This is a genomic window from Gordonia ajococcus (genome assembly GCF_012974285.1).
In the GTDB taxonomy this organism is placed as follows: domain Bacteria; phylum Actinomycetota; class Actinomycetes; order Mycobacteriales; family Mycobacteriaceae; genus Gordonia; species Gordonia amicalis.
This window is the reverse complement of sequence record NZ_CP052884.1, coordinates 1,279,931-1,299,262: the sequence shown is the minus strand read 5'-3', so window position 1 is coordinate 1,299,262 and position 19,332 is coordinate 1,279,931. Positions and strand designations below refer to the sequence as shown.

Below are 19,332 nucleotides of genomic sequence, written 5' to 3'. Positions count from 1 at the left end.
CCTGGCCGCAGAATCGCCGGCCACAGAGAGTTCAGTTTCACTGCAACGCTGCCCGACGGGTCAATCGGATCGCAACCCTGACACCGAAGCTGTTCGGCGAGCAGGGATTTCCAAGCCTTCCTCAGACCTCGCCAGAGCCGACGACTCTGGCCAGAGGTGGGATTATGCGGAAAGCTCAGACGGTCAGCGCGGGCCCCACGGCAGACGCCAGGTCGATGGCTGGTGACCGGCGACCGGCTGACTCGATTCGAGCGCCCGCTCGACCTCGCGCGCATTCGCATCCGTCTCGGCACCAGGCGTACCAGTTGTGTCCGCCGTTGCGGTACTTGAACGTGACCGGCACCCCGAGCTGGCGACGGTCCACGGTCGACTCGAGCGTATGCATAGCGCTTCTGCCCGAAAATGGCGATTCTGCGCGCGGTCGGAACGGAAAAAGCCGAGGCGCCAAGAAGGTGGTGTCCGCCACAACCCTAGAATCGAGCCCATGAGCGATACCGCAACCGCACCCATCACCCTGCCCGCCGACCTGCTGCCGTCGGACGGCCGCTTCGGTTGCGGACCGTCGAAGGTACGCCCCGAGCAGTTGCAGTCCCTCGTCGACACCGGCGCTTCGGTGTTCGGCACCAGTCACCGCCAGGCACCGGTCAAGAACGTGGTCGGCTCGATCCGTGAGGGTCTGGCCGATCTGTTCTCGCTGCCGGAGGGCTACGAGGTCGTCATCTCCAACGGTGGCACCACCGCCTTCTGGGACGCCGCCGCCTTCGGTCTGATCAAGCAGCGCTCGCTGCATCTCACCTACGGCGAATTCTCGTCGAAGTTCGCGACCGTCGCCAAGAAGGCGCCGTTCCTGGACTCGCCCGCGGTCATCTCCACCGACCCCGGCACCGCCCCCGACCCGGCCGCACTGACCGCCGACGACTTCGGCGGCGTCGACCTCATCGGCTGGGCCCACAACGAGACCTCGACCGGTGTCGCCGTGCCGGTCCTGCGACCTGCAGAGTCCGACGACGCGCTCATCGCCATCGACGCCACCTCCGGCGCCGGCGGTCTCCCCGTGAACATCGCCGACGCGGACGTCTACTACTTCGCACCGCAGAAGTGCTTCGCCTCCGACGGCGGCCTGTGGGTGGCACTGATGAGCCCGCGTGCACTCGCCCGCATCGCGAAGATCGCCGAGACCGATCGCTGGTGCCCGGAGTTCCTGTCGCTGCCGACCGCCGTCGACAACAGCAGCAAGAATCAGACCTACAACACCCCGGCCGTCGGCTCGCTGCTCCTGTTCGCCAACCAGATCGAGTGGATGAACAACAACGGCGGCCTCGACTGGTGTGTCTCGCGCACCGCCGACTCCAGCTCGCGTCTCTACCAGTGGGCCGAGGCCAGTGAGTTCGCGACGCCGTTCGTCGCCGAGCCCGCCAACCGCAGCCAGGTCGTCGGCACCATCGACTTCAACGATGACGTCGACGCCGCCGCGATCGCCAAGACCCTGCGCGCCAACGGTGTCGTCGACACCGAGCCCTACCGCAAGCTGGGACGCAACCAGCTGCGTATCGGTATGTTCCCGGCCATCGAGCCCGAGGACGTCACCAAGCTCACCAAGTGCATCGATTACATCGTCGAGCGTCTCTGAGCACGGCGAAGACCTACACCGTCACCGGCGCGTCCGTACCTTCGGGTCGACGCGCCGGTGGCGTTCAGGCCAGCGGGTAGCCTGGACAACACAGACCACATACGACGCACCCATCGCTGGTGTCGCACGGACCCCACGCGTTCTGAACTGCGGTTTTACCGCGTGTCCCACAGTGAATCGGCAGATCGGTGAGTTAATGTGGCCCCAATGCGTGCACCCACCGGAGGAGGAGCAGATGCGTGAGCTCCGCGTCGTCGGAGTGGAAACCGACGGTTCCCACGTCATCTGCCAAGACCCTCAATCGGGTGAGAAATTCCGGATCGCCTCCGATGAACGCCTTCGCGCCGCGGCCCGCGGCGACATCACCAGGCTGGGACAGATCGAGATCGAGATGGAAAGTGCATTGAGGCCACGAGAGATCCAGGCACGAATCCGCGCGGGTGCGTCCGTCGCCGAGGTCGCCGCCGCGGCCGGGGTGGGTGTCGACAAGATCGAACGTTTCGCCCACCCGGTACTGCTCGAACGCTCCCGCGCCACCGAGCTCGCCGGCGCAGCTCACCCGATCCGGCACGACGGGCCGGCGGTTGCGACCCTTGCCGAATCCGTGGCGGAGGGGCTCGTCGCATACGGCCACAACCCGGCCGACGCCGACTGGGACGCCTGGAAGGACGACAGCGGCTACTGGGTCGTGCAGGTCGCGTGGAGCGTCGGACGCACCGACAACCTCGCGCACTGGCGTTATCAGCCCGGCACGCACGGCGGCACCGTCGATCCGCTCGACGATCTCGCCGACGAGCTGACACACCCCGAGACCATCGCACCGCGGCGTCGACTCATGCCGGTCGCCACTCCGGAGATCGCCGTCGAGACCACATCGGACGGGCGTGAAGAAGTCACGCTCGACGCCAACTCGCTGATCGGTGCCCAGCGCGCGCGCCAGGAACGTCGTGCGGTGCGGGAGGACAACGGCACCGTTCCTCTCGATTTCGGGTTCGACGAGGAGACCACCGCCCACGCGCCCCCGGCACCGGTCACCCCGATCGCCGCCCCCGTTGCGCAGGCGCCTGTCAAGACCACAACCATGGAACCGGACGCCGCTTCGGCGTCATCCCCGGCGGACACACCCGGGCGCGACAGCACCGATGCCGAAGCGGACACCGCGTCGGCGACCGACCACGACACCGACTCGCCGGAGGGCCCTGCGACACGCGAGCCCGGACCCGCTCACGCCGAACGTCCGCGCAAGAAGAAGCCACGCAAGCCCGCCGTGCCCGCGTGGGAGGACGTCCTGCTCGGCGTACGCAGCAACGGGAACAGCTGACATATGTCGGCACGCGCGGCCACCGTCTGGTTCATCGACTCTTCCGACCCGGCCGACGACCTACGCAGCGTCGTGCGCGCACCGCGGCACGATCATCAGCACGCCCAGCAACTCGCGTCGAAGATCTACGGCGACAGCGTTCTCGTCCCGCTCGTCGACACCGACCTGGCGACCGCAGCCGCCGCGAAGGATCACCACGTCTACGCGGGGTTCTACGGTTCGCTCGCGGTCATCTCATGCTCGCTGTTCGAGACGGCCGTCCCCTCGACGCTGACCCGGACGCTGGCCGCGATCCGCCCGAGCGCGGTGACGACGCTGCTCTACACCGAACCCGACACGTCGTTCGGGGCGTTCGCGCGCTGGGAATCGGGGTCACTCCGACGCTCGTTCTCCGCCGACCCGGTGACGATCCATGAGGACCACGGACTCCCGTTCACCTTCGAGAAGCCGTTCTGGGGAGGCGAATACCCGCTCTCCTACGCCGAAGGTGTCCCCAACCAGGGGATGGCGCTGCCATTCCATCCGGCCCAGCTCGCCGAGGAGGCCAACCGGTCCTGGCTCGGATTCCGCTACACCCATCCGCTCGCCCCGACCGACCTCGACCCGGCCGACATCACCGTCACCGGCTTCGCGCTCCACCCGGCGGAGTACGAGCCGACCGCCGCCGATTTCGAGAACTATCGCCGAGCCACCGCCGCCCACGCCGGGGAACGCGCCGCACCGCCAGAGGGCCGTCCGCGCAAGCGCGGAAGCATCCGGGAGTATTTCGGCTTCTGACCGCTCCTCGTGCCCGAGCCCGTGGATGACTTCGAGTGTCTCGACTTCGGGGATCTGGGCTCAGGTCAGAGGCGGCTGAGTAGTTCGGCGAGGTGTGTTTCGATGAGCGACCGGGGATCCGCGCGCAGTTCGCGGCTCGGCGGGACGACCCGTGGCCGGTGGTCGATGACTCTGCGCACCACAAGGCGTGCTTCATCGCCGGACGCCGTTGCGGGTCCGTGGATCTCGTTACGTACCTGTTGGAGGTGTTCGATGAACCGGCGGGGTATGTCGGGTCGCCGGTTGATGCGTTCGGGGTTGGGTGGTGCCCCGGGCTCGGCGTTGAGCCGCCAGACGCAGCGGCCTTCATCGGATCCTTCACGGACCATCCGGGTGGTGTACTGGCCGGGTTGCTCTCCGACCATGCGGTTGTGTTTCGGACATGCGGGTGCGAGGTCGGTGATGTCGGTGAGTCCGCCGAGGCCCCAATCGAGTTGGGCGTGATGCATTTCCACGTGTGCGGCGGAGAGGTCGCAGTCGGGTGTGGAGCAGTTTTCGCCGTCGGGGCGGGCGAAGGACACCAGGCGCTGTTCGCGGGTGGCCAGGCGCTTGCCGCGTCCGAAGTAGAGCGGGACGGCGGTGGCGTCCTTGAACACCGCCAGCCATGGTTGGGCGTCGGCGGCCAGGTTGACGAGATCTTTGATCGGGATCAGGGTGCCGGTCGCGGTGGTGGCGAAGCCGGCTTCACGGATCAGATCGTTCAGATCGGCCTTGAAGATCATCTGCACGGGTAGTCCGCGGTGGCTCTTACCCAGTAGACCGTCCTCGAACACAGCTTTCAGCAGTGCGTTGAAGGCGTCGTGGTTGAGCTGGGCCGGGGTGCGGTCATCCCGCTCGGCGGCTGCGGCGACCACGTCGGGGTCGGCGTCGTCGATCGAGCCATGGGGTGATTCAGGGTCGTCGGGGTTGTTCATGCCGGGTTTGGCCCAGACGGCGAGCAGCATGGTGACCCGGGCAAGCAGTTCGGGTGTCAGGGTGCCGGTGAGTTTGGCCGTGCCGTCGGCACGCTGCCGGTCGACCCACAGATTCCGGCGGCGCTGGCGATCCGAATCGTCGGTGAGGGTGCCGTCGGGGTCGAGGTGGGCCAGCAGTCGGGATCCCAGGGCGGTGATGTCGGCCGGCGTGTGGTCGACGGCGATCTCGGTCATCTGAACTTCGGCGGCGATCTTCACGTCGTGGTCGACGGCGTGCGGAATCTGGTCGAGGACATCGATGACCGCACGAACATGGGCGGGGCCGACATGCCCGTCGGCAAAGGCCTCGGCCAGGGTGGGGTGCTGGGGTGGGAGCGGTTCACCGGTCGGGCTGGAAAAGGTTGCGGTGGCCGACATCTGGTCGCGGCGACGCATGGGTTCGGCGATCCGGAGGCGATGGGTCATGAACTGGATGACACTGCGATGACCGGTCTTACGCGGTAGGTCACGTTCGGTGGCTTCGACGACCTGACGGTCCCCGGCAAAACTCAGTCGCGCCATGGCCCTTTCGGTCTCGGCGGCGAGATCGACGAGTTCGGCATCCGAACACTGCGTCAGGTTCACCGTCTGCAACTGGTCGATGAGCGAATGGATTTGATCGACGAGCGCGGCAGCTCCGGAAGGCGGGACCGCGGCGGCGGGCCGTGCGCTGTCTGCCAAGACGGTCACCCCCGGAGAACACTGATCGAATACATGTTCGACTGTACACGGGAATGCGCTGGTCCGCACCGAATCTTGACGTCCACTCATCGGCTCGGCCCTGTCGGTGGTGTCTGGTAGGTGAGGCTTGGGCCAGATGTTGTCCGCGCGGTGGCAGAGCTAACGACCCATGATCAGCAACGCGATCGACGACGTCACCCCGGCCAGGAAGCCGATGAGCAGGCCCCAGACGATCCAGCGCCATACGAGGCGGTAGCGGAACTCCCAGAGGGTCCAGCCGAGGCCACCGGCGACGACGAGCACCGCGGCGATGCCGAGGAACTTCAGGATGCCGCCGATCAGTTCGTAGATCCCGACGAGCACGAACGCCCCGAAGAGTGCGCAGACGGCGGATACGCCGATGCCGAGCGCCCAGGGCGTGGGCTCGGTGTGCCCCACCCACGGAGTGGGCTCGCCATTCCGATCGAACGGTTCGGGAGTGTTCACTCCCCCATCGTGCCCGACCGGACACGCTCGTAGAACGCGACGGCCGCGGCTGTCGCAACGTTGAGCGAGTCGGTTCCGCGACTCATCGGGATGCGGGCCTTCACATCCGTCGACGCCATCGCCGACGCGGTGAGGCCGGGCCCTTCGGCGCCCACCAGGAATCCGATCTTCTCGGCGTCGACCGCCTCGGCGAGCGTCACCGCGTCGGGGTCCGGGGTCATCGAGACGAGACGGAAGTCGCGGGAACGCAGTTCGTCGAGACCACGGGGCCACTCGTCGAACTTGGCGAACGGCACCAGCAGGGCATGACCCATCGAGACGCGAACGCAACGCCGGTACAACGGGTCGGCGCAGCCCTGACCGAACAGGACGGCGTCGACGCCGAGGCCGGCGGCGTTGCGGAAGATCGAGCCGATGTTCTCGTGATCGTTGACGCCTTCGAGGATCGCCACGGTGCGCGCGGTCTCGACGATGTCCGGCACCGAGAGCACCTCGGGGCGTCGCGAGACGGCGAGGACGCCGCGGTTGAGGTGGAAGCCGACGATCTCCGCCATCACCTCGGCCGAGGCCCGGAAGAACGGGACACCCGACAGCGACGGGTCGCGCAGATCGTCGTCGAGTTCCTTCAGACGCTTGTCGACGCCGAGAAAGGCGTGGGCGGAGAACCTCGAGGCGATCATGCGCTGCGCGACGAGCACGCCTTCGGCGATGACCAGACCGCGTCCGGGGCGTCCGCCGGGCAGAACCGGGAGGTCGGGTCGGCGGTCCACCGAGTTGAGGTCACGGAAGTCCTCGACCCGGGGATCCTGCGGGTCGTCGATGTCGATCACTTCCACTGCGAGCCCGGGCACCGGAACAGTGTGCCACCCGGGCCGTACGTGACCTGCGACACCCGTTCGAACACCCGATGAGTACCCCGGCCTCGCCGATGTGGAAATGTTGAGCCCGTGACCAACAGCGTCTCGACCCCGACGTCACGTCTGTCCCTCCAGCGCGCCACCGACGCCGACTGGGACGACATCATCACCACCGATGCCCGTGCGTTCGCCATGCGCAATCCACTGCCCGACGACGAGCGCGCCGACCTTCGCGGCAAGGTCGCCGACGACGACATCGTCCTGGTGCGCGACACCGGCCTCCCGTCGAAGCCGCTCGTCGGGGTGTCGATGTTCTACCGGATGTCGATGTCGTTACCCGGCGCCGGTGTGGCCGACGCCGCCGGACTGTCGTGGGTGTCCGTGGCGTCGACGCATCGTCGTCGTGGAATCCTGCGCACGATGCTGACCGAGATGTTCGGGCAGTGGGAGGCCGAGAACTACACGTTCGCGATCCTGACCGCGAGTGAGGGCACCATCTACGAACGCTTCGGGTTCGGTCCGGCGTGCTTCTCCAACACCGTGTCCATCACGCCCGGGCATGCACCGATGCGCGGCGATCAGCCGAAGGACGCGACCGTGCGCTTCGCCGACGTCGACGAGATCGCCGCTGCCGTACCCGATCTCCATGCACGCTGGACGCTCACCACCCCCGGCGCGCTCACCCGGACCCCCGCCTGGTGGGCACCGATCCTCGCCGACCGGCCGTCGGAGCGTCCGCTGCCCGCGAGCGGACTGCATTACCTGCTGCACGACGACGGCTACGCCAGTTACCGCATCTACAAGAACGAGAACGGTGGCGTGCGGGGCGAGGTGAACGAGGTCTTCGCGGTCACCGACGACGCCCACTCCGACCTGTGGCGGGTACTGACCAACCTCGACCTGATCCCGTCACTGACCGCCACCATCCCGGTCGACGACCCGTTGCGGCACAAGCTGATCAACGCGCGAGATGTGTCGATCACCGGCCTGCGCGACGAGATGTGGCTACGCATCCTCGACATCCCGGCCGCGTTGGGATCGCGGAAGTACGCCGCCGACCTCGATGCCGTCATCGAGGTCACCGACGAGTTCCGTGGTCACGGAGGGGTTTTCACGGTGTCCGCGCGCGGCGGCGACGCGATCGTCGCACCGGCGGCCGAAACCGCAACGCCCACAGTGAAAATGGACACCTCGGTGCTGTCGAGCATCTACCTCGGCGGCATACGACCGTCGGCCTTCGCGGCGGCCGGCCGGCTCAGCGTCGACTCCCCGACAACGCTTCGAGCTCTGGACCAGGCCTTCACCACCGATCGGGCACCGTTCTCCGGCACGTTCTTCTGACCCCGCAAGCTCCGGGACTCATTCTGGAGCGGGCAATGACCGCGTCAGACCGCCCGGGTGTGCGGCACGTCGGTGTCCGGCTTACCGAGGATCTTGTTGAAGATGATCACACCCTCGCGCAGGGCGTCCCGTTCGTCCGGCGACAGTTCGCGCAGCCGGTCGCTCAGCCAGGCCTCGCGGGCCGCCAGCTCTTCCTTGATGACCTCCACCCCGTCCTGCGAGAGCGTCACGATGGCCTGACGCCCGTCAGTCGGATGAGGTTCGCGCTTGATCATGCCCAGATCCGACAGCGACGCGATCACCCTCGTCATCGACGGCGGGCGCACCCGCTCAGCCGCGGCGAGGGCACCAGGGGTCATCGGACCTTCGTGATGGAGCGTGTAGAGGGCGGAGAGCTGCGTCAGCGAGACCAGCTTGTTCTCGCGCCGCCCCCTCAGGCGTCGCGCGAGACGTACGACGGCGAGGGACAGGTCGCCGGATAGACTTCCGTAACCATACGGTGAATGCATTACCCCAGAGTAGGACAGCTAACGACCTCCAGATCTCTAAGCAAAGCAAATTGACCCGGGTGGATGACAAACCGGTCGCAAAATTTGACTACAGGCGTTAGCTGATGAGGTCGGAGATCGGTCCACGCGCGAAGTAGGCGACGAAGACCGCGGCCACCAGCCACAGCAGCGGATGAACCGTGCGGGCCTTGCCGGCCGCGGTGGCCATGACCACCCAGCTGATGAAGCCGATCCCGATGCCGTTGGCGATCGAGTACGTGAACGGCATCGACACGACGGTCAGGAAGGCCGGCAACGCGAAGTCGAAGCGACGGAAGTCGACGGCCGTCAGCTGGCCGATCATCATCGCACCGACCACCACGAGGGCCGGCGCCACCGCCTCGAGCGGGATCACCTCGTAGATCGGCGTCAGGAACATCGCGACCAGGAACAGCACGCCGGTGACCACATTGGCCAGGCCGGTGCGGGCACCTTCGGCGATGCCCGACGCCGACTCGACGAAGACCGTGTTCGACGACGCCGACGCGGCACCGCCGGCGATGGCGCCGGTCCCCTCGACCACCAGCGCACGGCCGATGCCGGGGAGGTTGCCCTTCTCGTCGGCCAGGCCGGCCTCCTTGCCGAGGCCGGTCATCGTCCCCATCGCATCGAAGAAGTTGGACAGGACGAGAGCGAACACGAACACCGACGCGGCCAGCACACCGATGCGGGTGAACGCGCCGAACAGGTCGACATCTCCGACGAGGCTGAGGTCGGGCAATCCGCCCAGCGCGGTGGGGATGTCGGGCACGGTGAGGCCCCAGCCCGACGGGTTGTCCATGCTGGAGCCGTAGTCGAAGATGCGCTCGAGCACGACCGACAGGACGGTGGTGATCGCGACCCCGATCAGCAGACCGCCCGGGACCTTCCGTACCACCAGGACACCCATGATCAGGACGCCGAGGGCGAAGATCAGCGTCGGGATGGTGGCGATCGAGTTGTCGCTGCCCAGCTGGACCGGAACCGTGGTTCCGGCGGCGTCCGGGATGCGTCTGACGAAGCCGGCGTCGACGAAACCGATGAACGCGATGAACGCGCCGATGCCGGCGGCGATGGCCGCCTTGAGCTCGGCCGGCACCGCGTTGAACACCGCCGTGCGGAATCCCGTCACCGCCAGCAGCACGATGATGATGCCGTCGACCACGACGAGACCCATCGCCTCCGGCCACGTCACCTCGGGCGCGATCGACACCGCGAGAAGACTGTTGATCCCGAGACCGGCGGCGATCGCGAACGGATAGTTGGCGACGAGACCGAACAGGATCGACATCACGCCCGCTACCAGTGCGGTGACCGCGGCGACCTGCGCCAGCGGCAGCACGTTGCCGAGCACGTCGGCGTTCTTGTCGCCGCCGGGGATGCCGCCGATGATGATCGGGTTGAGCACCACGATGTAGGCCATCGTGAAGAACGTGACCAGGCCGCCGCGGAACTCGCGGTTGATCGTCGATCCGCGCTCGGAGATCTTGAAGAAACGGTCGAGTCGACCGTTGGGCGTCGTGGACGCAGGGCCTGCGGTGGTGGCGGGGCCGGTACCGACCGTTGCCGGGCCGGCAACACCTGCGTCGGCCGCTTCGGTCGCCTCCGCGGTCGAGGTGTCGGCGGGTGTCAGGTCGCGGGCCTCACTCGGGACATCTTTGGGCACCTGTGGAAAGCTACCCTTTGTCTCATGGCCGATACAGTCGACGTCCCCGAACTACCGCGCGTGCTGCGTGCTCCCGAGCCGGTGATCGTGGTCGGGATGGTGGCCTGGCTGGTGGCGACGGTGGTCGTCGCGGTCAACGATGTGGGCGGCGGCAACGCACTCCGGATCTGTCTCGTCGGGCTCGGCGTCGGCCTTCTCGGCACCACGATCGTGCTGGTCCAGCGGGCCGGCGTCCGCCGAGGCGCCCGCGGTGCGCAGGAGGGTCTGGACTAGATCGGGTCCGCGATTCCCGACGCGCCGCTGCGGTTCTCCCCTGCGCTCGGACGCCGGAACGGCTTGAGCCGGAGGACGTGACGCAGGACAAATCCGAGCACTGGCCGGATGAACGGCACACCCCACCGCCACGGCAACCAGCCGACCCACCGCGGCGACCCGGCGATCTCCCACGTCACCGTGGCGGTGTCGAGCCGTGCGCCGTCGGTGATGGTGAATCGCTCGGCGAAGTTCTTGATCGCGAACGGCAGCGAGATCCCCGTGCCCACCAGGACGAGTTGCTCGTGCTCGGTGACCGCGGCGAGCCGCTCCTCGACCGACAGGATGGTGCCCGACATCGTCCGCCGCAAGCCGACGGCAACAGCCCCCGCCTCGGCAGTGATCCATCGCGGCCCGGTGAGGAACGGCAGGCTCGAGAGGTACTCGGCCTCGGTGAGCCGCTCCCACACCTCGCGGCGCGACAGCGGCGTCGTCTCCTGCAAGGTGATCGCGAACGACGCCCGGCGATCGATGTAGTCGTCGACCTCGTCGAGCGCGAGCTCCCGCACCGCGAACCGGCCAGGGTTGCCGGCCAGCCCATGCAGGACGAACAACGCGATGAGCCCGAGCACGCCGAGCACCACCAACGCCCCGAGAACGATCAGCAGGATCGTCGCTGCACTCACCCAGGCCCCCAATCAGGTTTCATATATGACTACCAGAGCGCACGGTGTCGACGCGAGCGAATCCGGGACGGGCACCCGGCGCATGGACAGTCCGCTGGCGCCGCGCCGACAGCGCCGTACCCACGATGCCCGAGGCGCAACCACGGGGAACCCTCTGATCAACCGACCCGACGCCCACGGGAAGGCCATCCAAGATCAGCTCACGAAGAGGACCTAGGCCGGGTCGTCGACCGGGCGCAGGGCTTGTCGCCCGGTTGCCCCGATGCCTAGGGCCACCACCGCGAGGGCGAGCAGCGCGATGGGCAGGGTCGCGAAGGTGGCGATGGCCCCGACCATCAGCGGTCCCCCGGCGTCGCCGACCTCGCGGCCGAGTTCGGCGTTGCCCATCGTGCGACCCATCCGCTCGTCGGGCGTCGACTCGGCGAGGTGGGCGAAGGCCAACGGCGTGACACCGCCGACCGTCATCCCGATCGCCGCGGCTGCGACGAGCAATGTCGCGGCGTGGGGCACGAACGCGACGAGTATCAGTGCGGCCGCGCCGACGGCCATCCCGGCCAGGGCTCCGGTTCGGATGGTCACCCGGCCTTCGTCCCGATACCGCCCGACCATCGGCTGGACGACGGCGGACACCAGGGCGAGAACCGCGACCGCCGCCGCGCCGACGAACGACGGCAGACCCTCGCGCGAGGCCAGTAGCGGTAGGAAGCCCACGGCGACACCGAGAATCGCGGTCGTGGTCGCGAGCAGCATCGTGGGGATGAGGAAGCCGCGTTCGGTCGTCTGACGGGCCAGGTCGGCGAGGGTGTATCGCTGCCGGGGCAGCACGGGCGGCGCGGGCAATGCGACGGCCACCCAGACGGCGGCGGCGAGACCGAGGACCGCGAGTGCCGCGTACAGCGACCGAATCCCGCCCAGGTACACGAGTCCGACGCCGAGCAGGGGGCCGAACACATAGCCCACGCTCTTCCACGCGCCGTACCGACCGAAGTAGTGCCCCAATCGTTCTCGTCCCGCCAGGCGGGCCACCGCCGCCGACGAAGCGGGCGAGAACGCGGACGCCGCGGCGCCCTGCCCGAGCCGGGCGAGCGCAAGAGCCAGCGGCGTCGCGGTCGCCACGCCGATCAACGACGCCACCGCGAAGGCGATCAGCCCGCCGAGGATCACCGGTTTGGCCCCGATGCGATCGCTCAGAGCCCCGAACAGCGGTTTGAGAACTACCTCGGCTAGGTCGTACAACGCGAGCACCAGGCCCAGGCCCAGCAGCGACAGTCCGATGTCGTCGCTTTCGGAACCGAGAACCGTCGCGACGCCGTGCGCGCCGAATGCCGTGGTGAAACCCGCGAGGTACAGGGGCGCGATCGAACGCGGCGAGGCCGTCACCAGTTCACTGTAGAGGCCCGCTACGGCGGGTCGTCCCGGCCGGTCAGCCGGCGACGATCTCGTTCAGTCGTTTGCCGATGATGCCCACCGCGAAACCCAGCCGTTCGAACTCCTTGTTGGTGGTCTGCCCGTGGTAGTAGCGGTAGTAGATCTGTTGCGCGATGACGACGGCCCGGAAGAGTCCGAACGCCTCGTACCACCGCCACCGCTCCGGCGACATCTCGAAACCCATACGCTCGCAGTATCGTTCGACGAACTCCGCACGCGTGATCATCCCCGGCAGGTTCGTCGGGACGCGGCGCATGAGCTGTAGGTCGTCGGGATCGTCGGCCTGGATCCAGTACGCCATCGACCCCGCGACATCCATCAGCGGATCACCCAGCGTGGCCATTTCCCAGTCCAGGATGCCGATGACCTTCGTCGGGTCATCCTTGTCGAGCACCACGTTGTCGAGCTTGAAGTCGTTGTGGATGATGCAGTTCGCCACATCGTCGGGCTGGTTGTCGGCCAGCCACGCCATCGCCGCCTCGAAATCGGGCACGTCGTCGGTGTGCGCGTTGCGGAACCGGGCGGTCCAGCCGTCGACCTGGCGCCGGACGTAGCCGAGTCCCTTCCCGAGGTCGCCGAGCCCGGTCTTCGCCGGGTCGACCGAATGCACCTCGACGAGCGTGTCGATGAAGTTGAAGCAGAGTTGCCGTGCCTGATCGCCGTCGAGCGGGACGTCGGCGGGCCACTCCTTGCGCGGGATGACGCCGTCGATGCGACCCATGACGTAGAAGTCGGCGCCGAGGACCGAATCGTCGTCGCAGAAGGCGATCATCGGTGCGATGTACCGGATCACCCCGGAGAGTTCGGACTGGATGCGGTACTCGCGGCGCATGTCATGCGCGCCGCGCGCCTTGGTACCGCGCGGGGCCCGGCGCAGGATCAGGTCCCGCGTCGGGTACCGCAGCAGGTAGGTGAGATTGGAAGCGCCACCCGCGAATTGCCGCACCTCGGGCACCGCGTCGAGTCCCTCGACGTCCGGCGCCGCGGTCCGCAGCCACGAGGCCACCGCCTCGACGTCGAACGCGTCCTCGTCCCGCACCTCGCGCGCCTCGGTCACCTGGTCAGCCATCGTGGGAAGTCACCCTTCTCGATCGTGAATGTTTGTGGACGGACGCGGTCAGCGGTACTTACCGAGTTCCAGGCGGGCAACGACGTTGCGGTGCACCTCATCCGGACCGTCGGCCAGGCGCAGCGAACGTGCACCGACCCAGGCCTGTGCGAGCGGGAAATCGTCGGTCAGGCCAGCACCGCCGTGGAGCTGGATGGCCATGTCGATGACGGACAGGGCCATGTTCGGGACCTCGACCTTGATCTCGCTGACCGCGGACAACGCCTCCCGCGACATGCCCTGATCGAGCAGCCAGGCCGCGTGGTGGACCAGCAGTCGTGAGCGGTTGATCGCGATGCGGGCGTCGGCGATCCGTTCGCTGTTGCCACCGAGCCGGGCCAGTTGCTTACCGAACGCCTCCCGCGAGAGTGCCCGGCGGACACCGAGTTCCAGTGCGCGTTCGGCCAGGCCGATCGCTCGCATGCAGTGATGCACACGTCCCGGGCCGAGACGACCCTGGGCGATCTCGAAGGCGCGACCCGGTCCCAGGAGGATGTTCGACGCCGGGACCCGGACGTCGGTGAAGGACACCTCGCCGTGGCCGAACGGCTCGTCGAAATAGCCCATGGTGGTGAGCATCCGGTCGATCGTGACGCCGGGCGTGTCGATCGGGATGAGGACCATGGTGTGGCGCGACTTGCGGTCGGCCTCGGCGTCGGTGACGCCCATGAAGATCAGGACCTTGCAGTCGGGGTGCCCGACACCGGTGGAGAACCACTTGGTGCCGTTGATGACCACATCGTCACCGTCGAGAACAGCCGACGCGGCCATGTTGGTGGCATCCGAGGAGGCGACGGCGGGTTCGGTCATGCAGAAGGCGCTGCGGATGTCGGCCCGCAGCAGCGGTTCCAGCCAGCGCTCCCGCTGCTCCTCGGAGCCGTACCGCAGCAGAACTTCCATGTTTCCGGTGTCGGGGGCGTTGCAGTTGAAGATGACCGGCGACAGCGCCGACGATCCCATCGCCTCGGCGATCGGGGCGTAGTCGACGTTGGACAGGCCCTCTCCCCCGTCGGTCCCGAAGTTGGCGGCGTAGCGGCCGGCGTGGGCAGCCGGGAGGAAGAGATTCCACAGACCCTCGGAACGTGCTTTCGCCTGCAGTTCGGCGATGATCGGCGACGGCGTCCACGGATCGCCGTCCCCCTCGCGACGTTCCTTGATGTCCTGGTGGATCCGGGATTCGACGGGTTCGATCTCGTTGGTGACGAACGCCCGCACTCGCTCGGTGAGGTCGGCGGACCGTGGTGACGGAGAGAAATCCATTCCCCGACCGTATCGCGGAGGCGCCTTCCCGGTGGCTACTTCCAGTACAGCGTCGAGCCGTCCGGTCCGGCCGTGGTGCTCACGAGTTTGGCGAAGCAGTGGTCGGGGTCGAAGCCCTGGGTTCGGCACCAGCTGTTCGCCTCCACCGGGCCGGGGAACGTCGCCGCCGCGACCGTCACCCACCAGCCCTGGTACGAGAACACCGGCCACTCATCACTCCACAGCAACCGAACATCGTTGAACCGCAGACGAAGTGCGAGGAATTCGTCGAGGATGGCCTGATCGTCCCAGGTACGACCGTCGGCCACCAGACCCGGACGTTTTGAGCTGAGCTGGGCAACCCAGCGGTTGTTCAGGTTGGCGAGGATGAAGGCGCGGTCGGCGTCGGCTTGCAGGCGAAGGGCGTCGACGCTGGTCGCGGTCACATCCGTGCCGGCCGGGAACGCGGCGCCCGTGGCGACCGACGATGCCGCCGGCATGCCCGAGCCCGGCGTGGCAACCGAAGGTGGCGGCCCCGGCGTCGGGCCCTTGTCACAGTCGACGAGATACTGTCCCCCAGCCGAACCCGAGCCGGAGCCGGAGCCGGAGCCACCGGCAGAACCCGAACTCGGTCCGCTTCCGTTCAGCGTGTCGGGCAACCGGAAGAAACTGCCCGGCGGGTAGGTCAGCTCGAGATCGAGGGCGCCACCACCATCGGGCGCCGGGACGGCGAGCGGGGATCGCTGGAAGTCGAAGATGCCCGACGCAACCAGACCCCCGCCATCGGAGATGGTGATCCGGGTCTGCGGACCGAACAGGACGTCCCCGCCGGGACACTTCGCGGTGACCCTCATCGTGACGACGAGGCCACCGGTGGCGGTGCGGAACGACTGCGGGGTGAAGACCGGCGGCGACCCGCACGGTGTCACGTACTCCGTTCCCCCACCGCCGGAGCCGCGGTCGCTCGCCCGGGTGGTGCCCGGGACGATCGCGCGCGGACCCGTCGGGGCGAATCCCGTGATCGTGGTCGAGGTCAGCGTGACCAGACGGTCGCCGATGGCGAAGGTGCGTGCCGGGTCGACGTAGGTGTCGTCCTGCGCGACAACGTTCCCGATCGCGGCGGGCGGCATCGACCACACCGTGGACCCGGTCGCCAGATCGATGGCGACGACACCGTTGTCACGGGACGGCACGATGACGCGTTCACCGTCGGTGACCCCTTCACCCGTCCGTCCTCCATACGCACCCGCCGGGGCAGTCCAGCGCGGGCGGCCACTGTCGGCGTCCAGCGACACGACTTGCCCACTGTGCAGGTAGACGAACTCACGGTCATCGGCGACGAACCCCGTGACGATGCCGTTGGTGAAGTCGGGAATCGACCATGCGGTCTCGCCGTCGCGGAGATCGACGTACGCGCCACCGGCCAGCACCCGGTCACGCTGGCCGGGTGTCGCGACAGATGCGACCGCCAGGTAGACGCCCGGGAACTCTGCAGTGGTGCCGTCGGCGCGCAGGTGCACGACCGGCCCGTTCTGCGGCTGCCCACCGTTCATGCTGCCGCTCAACAACATCAGCGAGCCGTCCGCGAGGCGTCCGATGCCGGTCCGACCGGGGCTCGTATAGACCACACGTCCGTCGTCGGCCGACACCACCCCGATGACGCCGTCAGCGCTTGCGACGAACTTGTCAGTCGCCGTGAACTGCGACGAGTCCCCGCTCGGTAATGCCTCGGGAAGGGTCACCGTCTTCTGCCACTCGGTGCCCTGTGGCGTCAGCTTGATCAGCGTCATCTGGCCTTGCCCGCCACCGAACTGCCGCACGAATGCCGCGCTGCCGTTGAACGCGATGCCGAAGGCCGACCCCGGGACCGGCACACTGCCGGCCGAGCGTCCGGTTCGCGTGTCGATGAAGTGAGCGCCCGCGTTGCCGAGACACGCAATGGTGTGATCGACGATCGCGTCGGAACACGACGACACCGGCTCGTCGAACATCCACCGTTTTCCCGATGCGACATCGATCCCCAGCACACGGTGTCCGGAGGACGAGCTCCCGCGGTCCGCTCGGAGCAGGGTCACGAGTGTCTGGTCGTCGTGTACCGCGCCCAGGGTCTCGTATGACGATTCCATCGTCAGCGGTGACACATACGAGTCCGCCCCGAACGATCCCGACTCGACGGTCCACACCGCACTCGGCGCCGTGGGATACGACCCCGTCAACTGTCCGGCGAGCAGGTCGGGCTCCTCCGCGGACTGCGTCGTCTTCCACCACACGACGCCACCCACGACGAGGGCGAGCACGCATGCCAATGCGATCCCGGTGATGACATACGCCTTGGTGTTCGACCGGCGCGAAGGTGGCGGCTGCCAACCGGGCGGTGGATATCCGGGAGGTGGATACCCCGGCGGCTGCCAGCCGGGTGGTGGGTATCCCGGCGGTTGGTAGCCGGGCGGTGGATACCCGGGCGGTCCCATCGGGGGCGCGATGCCGGTGGGCGGATGGGGACTCTGGCCGAACTGCGTCGACGCGTACGGGTCGGGTTGCGCCGGCCCGGCGCCGGAGGGCGTCGTCGCGTGCGGGTCCGGGCGACTGTCCTTGTTCAGCGAGACCCCGGGTCCCACCGTGGGACGCGCAGGTTGGATGGACGTCGGCGACTCATCGGATGGCCGGGGCGCGTCGGCATCCCCATCGGACGGCGGACCCGGATGCGACATCTTCACAGTCAATCCCAATCGCACGCGTCCGAACTATCCCCTGCCCGGACGATTTCCCGGGTCAGCTCGCGCCGGCGGTGGGAACGTCTGCACGCCTCCGCGTTTCGTACCGTGCGAGCACCCAGGTGCACAGCGCGACCCACAGCACCCCGAAGATCCAGCCGGACACCACATCTGTCGTCCAGTGCACGCCGAGCTCAATTCGGGTGAGCCCCACGAGAATCGACAGCAGCGGTGCGAGCAGAAGAATCCACCGATGCCCGCGCACCCACGCGAAGCAGCGGTACGCCACCACCGCGCACAGACCGAACACGATCATCGTCATCATCGCGTGGCCCGACGGATAGGAGAACGAGTCGATGTTCAGCAACCGGTCCTCGATCGGCGGCCGGTTGCGCGCGAACCCGAATTTGAGTCCCTGCATCAGTGCGTAACCGAGGAGGGTTCCGACGCCGAGGTACACGGCGTCGACGCGCCGACCGGCGGCCGCCAGGCCGATCACCGCCAGGACGGTGAGTGTGGTCAGGATCAGGGTGTTGCCGAGAAGCGTGACGAACTCGGCGATCGTGTTCCACGGCTCGGCGCGATTCCGCACGACCCAGTCCCACACGTTCTCGTCGATCGTCGTCGGCGACAGGAACATCGGTCCGACCTTCCTCTCCTCCGGCGTGCCGGTAGCGCGACCGACTCTGACTGCACCGACCCTAACCCGACGCCGCGATCGTTCGACCGACCGACGCCGCGCACGTCGTGACCTGCCGAAACCCGACGCTCAAGCCGTCTTCAAGTGCGCCACAAGAGGCGAGACCGACAGTGGTCACCGTCAGCCCGAACCCCACACACCAGATGAGGACCCACCCGATGACGACCCACCCCGCCGCCACCACGTTCCCGATCCAGCTCCGCCTCCCCGGTCAGGCCGCCGCGCCCGACGGGCCGATCGACCCGTTCATGATGTACGTCCTCCACCACGCGTTCCGACGCGACCTCGCCGACTTCGCCGCGACCGTGCCCCGCACCAAGCTCGACGACGCCGGCACCTGGCGCGCTCTCGCCGACCGTTGGACGATGTTCGCCACGGCACTTCATCACCATCACAACGGCGAGGACGTCGAGCTGTGGCCGCTGCTCGAGGAGCGCTGCGACGACGCCGAGAAGCGCGTCCTCGAGGCGATGGATGCCGAACACGACCAGATCGACCCGATCCTCGAGGAATGCCACGCCGGGTTCACGACGATGGCCGCCCACGCGAACGAGCAGACCCGTTCCGAGTTGGTCGACGCACTCGTCCGCGCCCAGCCGATCCTCGGCGATCACCTCACCCACGAGGAGACCGACGCGATCGCCATCGTGCAGCGTCGGATGACGATGCACGACTGGGAGGAGTTCGAGGCCAAGATGGGCAAGCAGTCGGGCCTGGGCGAGATGCTGAGGATGAGCCCGATGATGGTCAAGGGCCTGTCCGACGCCGACCGCCAGGCGGTGTTCGCCCGCATCCCCGGCATCCTCAAGCTGCTCATCAAGCTCGGTGGACCGCGTTTCCGTCGGCTCGACGGCCGCGCCTTCTACTACCTCGACCGATGAGCAGGCGCCCAGGCGGCCCCGGCCGCTCGCATGATCACGAGCCCGA

17 protein-coding genes are annotated in these 19,332 nt (G+C 67.7%); 6 read left to right on the top strand and 11 right to left on the bottom strand.

Annotation, left to right across the window (positions count from 1 at the left end; genetic code table 11):
* Positions 1-484 precede the first annotated feature (484 nt).
* The 3 genes from serC to GAA2_RS05930 all read left to right on the top strand — a co-directional run bounded on the left by serC (position 485) and on the right by GAA2_RS05930 (position 3,728).
* Positions 485-1,630: a phosphoserine transaminase gene (serC, locus tag GAA2_RS05940; RefSeq protein ID WP_006436060.1), complete on the top strand. Its 1,146-nt coding sequence runs from the start codon at positions 485-487 to the stop codon at positions 1,628-1,630.
* A gap of 235 nt (positions 1,631-1,865) precedes the next feature.
* A complete protein-coding gene (sepH, locus tag GAA2_RS05935) occupies positions 1,866-2,951 on the top strand; it encodes a septation protein SepH (protein WP_159405854.1) in 1,086 nt (361 codons plus the stop codon).
* 3 nt (positions 2,952-2,954) lie between these two features.
* Positions 2,955-3,728, top strand: coding sequence for a DUF6928 family protein (locus GAA2_RS05930; RefSeq protein WP_191834811.1), 774 nt, complete (start codon positions 2,955-2,957; stop codon positions 3,726-3,728).
* A 65-nt stretch (positions 3,729-3,793) separates the two neighbouring features.
* Here GAA2_RS05930 and GAA2_RS05925 read toward each other — a convergent pair whose 3' ends face one another.
* From GAA2_RS05925 to GAA2_RS05915, 3 genes are all read right to left on the bottom strand, one after another.
* Entirely contained in the window at positions 3,794-5,401 is a 1,608-nt protein-coding gene (locus GAA2_RS05925; protein ID WP_006436057.1) for a DUF222 domain-containing protein, read from the bottom strand.
* 159 nt (positions 5,402-5,560) lie between these two features.
* The gene (locus GAA2_RS05920) at positions 5,561-5,887 is read right to left on the bottom strand and encodes a DUF2537 domain-containing protein (RefSeq protein ID WP_006436056.1); all 327 of its coding nucleotides are present in this window, start codon (positions 5,885-5,887) and stop codon (positions 5,561-5,563) included.
* Complete coding sequence (locus tag GAA2_RS05915; protein WP_159405852.1) at positions 5,884-6,738, bottom strand: TrmH family RNA methyltransferase; 855 nt, start codon at positions 6,736-6,738, stop codon at positions 5,884-5,886. Before GAA2_RS05915 ends, GAA2_RS05920 begins: the two co-directional genes overlap by 4 nt.
* A 96-nt stretch (positions 6,739-6,834) precedes the next feature.
* On the opposite strand from GAA2_RS05915, the gene GAA2_RS05910 reads away from it, so the two are divergent.
* Complete coding sequence (locus GAA2_RS05910; protein ID WP_024499906.1) at positions 6,835-8,085, top strand: GNAT family N-acetyltransferase; 1,251 nt, start codon at positions 6,835-6,837, stop codon at positions 8,083-8,085.
* A 44-nt stretch (positions 8,086-8,129) separates the two neighbouring features.
* Here the strand turns inward: GAA2_RS05910 and GAA2_RS05905 are convergent, their stop codons facing one another.
* Positions 8,130-8,594 (bottom strand): MarR family winged helix-turn-helix transcriptional regulator, encoded by a 465-nt coding sequence (locus GAA2_RS05905; RefSeq protein ID WP_024499905.1) that lies wholly within the window; start codon positions 8,592-8,594, stop codon positions 8,130-8,132.
* A gap of 97 nt (positions 8,595-8,691) precedes the next feature.
* A complete protein-coding gene (locus tag GAA2_RS05900; RefSeq protein ID WP_191834810.1) occupies positions 8,692-10,278 on the bottom strand; it encodes an NCS2 family permease in 1,587 nt (528 codons plus the stop codon).
* 24 nt (positions 10,279-10,302) lie between these two features.
* Here GAA2_RS05900 and GAA2_RS05895 point away from each other — a divergent pair, with 24 nt between their 5' ends.
* Entirely contained in the window at positions 10,303-10,551 is a 249-nt protein-coding gene (locus tag GAA2_RS05895) for a DUF2530 domain-containing protein (RefSeq protein WP_006360672.1), read from the top strand.
* Here GAA2_RS05895 and GAA2_RS05890 read toward each other — a convergent pair.
* The 6 genes from GAA2_RS05890 to GAA2_RS05865 form a co-directional block, all read right to left on the bottom strand.
* On the bottom strand, positions 10,548-11,216 hold the full coding sequence (locus tag GAA2_RS05890) for a hypothetical protein (protein ID WP_248664712.1): 669 nt from the start codon (positions 11,214-11,216) through the stop codon (positions 10,548-10,550). The genes GAA2_RS05895 and GAA2_RS05890 overlap by 4 nt on opposite strands.
* A 213-nt stretch (positions 11,217-11,429) precedes the next feature.
* Positions 11,430-12,596, bottom strand: a complete 1,167-nt coding sequence (locus GAA2_RS05885) for an MFS transporter (RefSeq protein WP_248664711.1) — start codon at positions 12,594-12,596, stop codon at positions 11,430-11,432.
* A gap of 43 nt (positions 12,597-12,639) precedes the next feature.
* Entirely contained in the window at positions 12,640-13,713 is a 1,074-nt protein-coding gene (locus tag GAA2_RS05880) for a phosphotransferase family protein (RefSeq protein ID WP_191834808.1), read from the bottom strand.
* A gap of 48 nt (positions 13,714-13,761) precedes the next feature.
* Positions 13,762-15,012 (bottom strand): acyl-CoA dehydrogenase family protein, encoded by a 1,251-nt coding sequence (locus tag GAA2_RS05875; RefSeq protein WP_191834807.1) that lies wholly within the window; start codon positions 15,010-15,012, stop codon positions 13,762-13,764.
* A gap of 35 nt (positions 15,013-15,047) precedes the next feature.
* Positions 15,048-17,702 carry a PQQ-binding-like beta-propeller repeat protein gene (locus GAA2_RS05870; RefSeq protein WP_191834806.1) on the bottom strand — a complete coding sequence of 885 codons (2,655 nt, stop codon included), beginning with the start codon at positions 17,700-17,702 and terminating at the stop codon, positions 15,048-15,050.
* A gap of 61 nt (positions 17,703-17,763) precedes the next feature.
* The gene (locus GAA2_RS05865; RefSeq protein WP_096273349.1) at positions 17,764-18,345 is read right to left on the bottom strand and encodes a phosphatase PAP2 family protein; all 582 of its coding nucleotides are present in this window, start codon (positions 18,343-18,345) and stop codon (positions 17,764-17,766) included.
* 218 nt (positions 18,346-18,563) lie between these two features.
* On the opposite strand from GAA2_RS05865, the gene GAA2_RS05860 reads away from it, so the two are divergent.
* The gene (locus tag GAA2_RS05860) at positions 18,564-19,286 is read left to right on the top strand and encodes a hemerythrin domain-containing protein (protein ID WP_096274912.1); all 723 of its coding nucleotides are present in this window, start codon (positions 18,564-18,566) and stop codon (positions 19,284-19,286) included.
* The last annotated feature ends 46 nt before the right edge of the window (positions 19,287-19,332 follow it).